Here is a 3,235-nt window from a genome sequence, read left to right as displayed (position 1 = left end):
GTGTAAAGTTAGTACAACACTACCCGAAAGAAATACCCGTGATATTCTGATCGTTATCAATCTTGATTTCTTTAATGACGGAACGCCACAAAGTACGCTTTTCCTCACGGGTTAAAGTATCATAAATTATTCTAAAATCTGATTGTAAAAATCTTTCTATAGCTGTGAAGTCTGGTTGCTTCTCTACCATTGGTTCTGGTATCTGCTGTAATGCAGCGGTGTATATTTCAAAATCTTTCTTGTATTCGTTCATGTCTATTAGATCATTCACATAAAGTTCTTTTAATTTGGTCAACTTCCTCTTCAAAGCTGCTTTATCAGTGGCGGCAGCAGATCGCTTCTTTTCGGCTGCTTTTACTTCCCATTCTAGTTTCTGTTCTTCTATTTGTTCGTGAAGATGTTCAAAAAGCCATTTTTCCACGTATTCTTCCCGGGCTGAATGATTGTGATTACACCGCCCGCGCTGGAAATGCTGGTTGCAGCGGTAGTAAAAAATTCCACGGGCTATATACCCGGATAATTTATGTGAACATTCGCTGCACGTAAGAATTGAAGTAAATATATAAACCCTACCAGATGGAGAAGACCGGGCGTTTCGTTTGGTCAATTCCTGCACATGATCAAATTGTTGTCTGGTAATGATAGCAGGGCAGAAACTAGCGTTGTGACGCCCACCGCGATTATATACGCCAGTGTATAACTCTTCTGCAAGCATACGGCGAAATGTAGCGTCACACCAATTCACGCCGTAGGTTTCCCGGATATACTTTATTGTGCCACGTTGGGTCACGTTGGTTTCGTAGTAATTAAAAGCGTATTGCACAATGGCTGCTTCTTCTGGTGCGATTTCAAGCCGCTTCATGTCGTTTACACGAAAACCAAAAGGGGAACTGCCAGAAACAACAGTGCCATGATCAATTTTGCTGTCAAATACTACGTCGATACGTTCACCGTCAATATCAGCTTCATTCTGGGCGATTGACAGCTTAACATTGATATACAACCGACCATTTGCAGTGGTAGTGTCGTATTCTTCATCAACAGTCTTCCAGTCGCAGCCGTGCGCTTCTAACACCTCTTGAATTTTATAATAATCTTTTACAGATCGAAACCAACGGTCAAGCCTGCAAAATAGAATAATATCAATTTTGTTCTGTTTTACATCTTCCAACATTTCAAGAAAGCGGGTTCGTTTGTGCATACGCTTTCTGGCTGTCTTTGCAGCGTCAACATAAACGCCAGATATGACCCAGCCACGTTCCTTGGCATACTTTGCTAATCGTTCTTGCTGGGCTTCAAGTGATAGACCGCTTATTTTCTGTTCCTCACCAGAAACACGAATATAAAGCGCAACACGCACAAGAGGACCCGGCAAAAGTTCGTCTTTAATCATATATAATCACCTACTTATTGCCTTTCATTTCCCGCCTACGCGTGTTATAATAACAATGCAGACGGTATGTTGTATCTGGTATGATATACTTTGCACCGCACCCGGAGTGTTCCCAGCACTGCGGGTGTTTATTTTTACTCAATAATTATATTTTCAAACGCTGGATGAATAGCCCATGACGTTGAAATATCCGGGATATTAGGGGTCAAAAATTTGTCCCAATTCACGTCCTTTCTATCATTCCAATCATATCTAGCGCGAATTGCAATACCGTCGCTGGCATTGCCTTTTTCATTAACAAAAGAATAGTGAATATCGAAATTTATATCAACGCTTTCTAAGTCTGAAAAATCCTTTAACAACGTTTCTATATCAAGATACATACCACGAAGCGTCATTTTATTAGTCAAGTTTTCTTTCCCGTTAGCTTCTATGGACAAAAACTTTGTGTCGTCGAAGTAATCAACAGTGATCACGTTGTCTTTGCCAAAAACACTTTGAACCTTTTTTAAAGCGCTTGATTGAATATCAGAAGTATTGGTGGCGGTTGTTTCATCTTCTGCAACGGCTTCTGTAGGTTTTGGAGGTTCAGAAACTTTGGCGTCTGCGGTTTCTTCCTGCACCGGATAAAGTGTTTCCTTACCAGAAACAACAGTATCAACAACGGAACCGTCAAGAGTTACCGTGTACTTATCGCCAGAAGACCAAACAGAAAACTTGCCGTCACTATTACCATATACATTGTTTATCTCTTCCGATACGCCACAATCGCATAAAATAATAAATATTTCGTCTGCTTCCTCTGGGGTAACTTTCATGTTGGTTCGTATGTTGTCAACTGACTTTTGATAAAAGCTGTATTTTTCTTTCAGATCAGAAGATTTAGGGGTATCAAGATCGACTAAAACAGAACTGCACCCACTTAAAAGAAATAATGACAACAATATTAATACAAATAATCTTTTTTTCATAAAAACAACCTTTCTACTGGTCAATACCAGTGGTAAATAATACTAATATGAAATTATAATTATAATCGCACCCAATCTTCCTAAGAAAGAAAGGTGTGTGATAGGTTATGAATAAAAAATTTATAAATTATAAAAGAAAAGGTGTATATGCCATATATTATCGTGACACGAACACAATCTATTACAATTTAAACTTCATAGGCGCGACGCAGCTAGTTATCATGATTTAATATATAAAAATACATAGGAAAGATTGGGTGTTTTATCACCCAACCTCTGAATTACTGCTTTCAACGGGTGGAAATTGTCTTTCTAATTCCTCTGGCGTACTTGGACAATCAGCGCGCAAGTCTTCTGGTTCCTTTGAACGCGCAGCCAGACGATTTTTGAAATGGGAAACAACAGCTTTCCTTATTTCCGGGTCAAGTTCAAAATACGCCTTTATTACATCTAATTCAAAACCAGTCATTCCGTGTTTTTCAACAAACAGATCAAGGCTAAATGTGTCGGGTTCGACAAAAATAGGACCGTCACCAGTTCTCAACCATTCTTCATTTGCTGAAAATTCAGTACATATCAATTTTATAATATGTTCTTTTATTTCCACTCTACCACGTTCCAGATTATTAACTACATCACCGCTGACACCTATACGCTGACCGAATGCGGCACGCGATAGGTTTAATTCGTCGCGCAAAAGTCTTAAACGTTCATTCATGTTTGAACCTCCTTTCTTTTTATTACACTATACCATTATAAAATTGGTTAGTCAACCAAAAATATAAAAATAATTTATAAAAAGTGGTTGACACACCAAAAATATAATGGTAATATTGGTATAACAACCAAAGACAAGCAGAAAAAGTGGTTG

3 protein-coding genes are annotated in these 3,235 nt (G+C 38.5%); all 3 read right to left on the bottom strand.

Features of this window, described 5'->3' with window-relative positions; translation table 11 throughout:
* Window positions 1-19: 19 nt before the first annotated feature.
* The gene (locus PHO71_RS25865) at window positions 20-1,375 is read right to left on the bottom strand and encodes a recombinase family protein (protein WP_300209061.1); all 1,356 of its coding nucleotides are present in this window, start codon (window positions 1,373-1,375) and stop codon (window positions 20-22) included.
* A gap of 152 nt (window positions 1,376-1,527) precedes the next feature.
* Window positions 1,528-2,364 carry a hypothetical protein gene (locus PHO71_RS25860; protein WP_300209060.1) on the bottom strand — a complete coding sequence of 279 codons (837 nt, stop codon included), beginning with the start codon at window positions 2,362-2,364 and terminating at the stop codon, window positions 1,528-1,530.
* A 265-nt stretch (window positions 2,365-2,629) separates the two neighbouring features.
* On the bottom strand, window positions 2,630-3,082 hold the full coding sequence (locus tag PHO71_RS25855) for a helix-turn-helix transcriptional regulator (RefSeq protein WP_300209059.1): 453 nt from the start codon (window positions 3,080-3,082) through the stop codon (window positions 2,630-2,632).
* Between the last annotated feature and the right edge of the window lie 153 nt (window positions 3,083-3,235).

Origin of the sequence: Bacteroides sp. (assembly GCF_028690125.1) — a bacterium.
In the GTDB taxonomy this organism is placed as follows: domain Bacteria; phylum Bacteroidota; class Bacteroidia; order Bacteroidales; family Bacteroidaceae; genus Bacteroides.
The sequence above is the reverse complement of the archived record's forward strand: the minus strand, read 5'-3'. Positions and strand labels throughout refer to the sequence as shown.

What these genes read in the sequence shown, in the direction of transcription:
- PHO71_RS25860 (WP_300209060.1), bottom strand. Translation starts at nt 2,364, where the DNA reads ATGAAAAAAAGATTATTTGTATTAATATTGTTGTCATTATTTCTTTTA.
- PHO71_RS25855 (WP_300209059.1), bottom strand. Translation starts at nt 3,082, where the DNA reads ATGAATGAACGTTTAAGACTTTTGCGCGACGAATTAAACCTATCGCGT.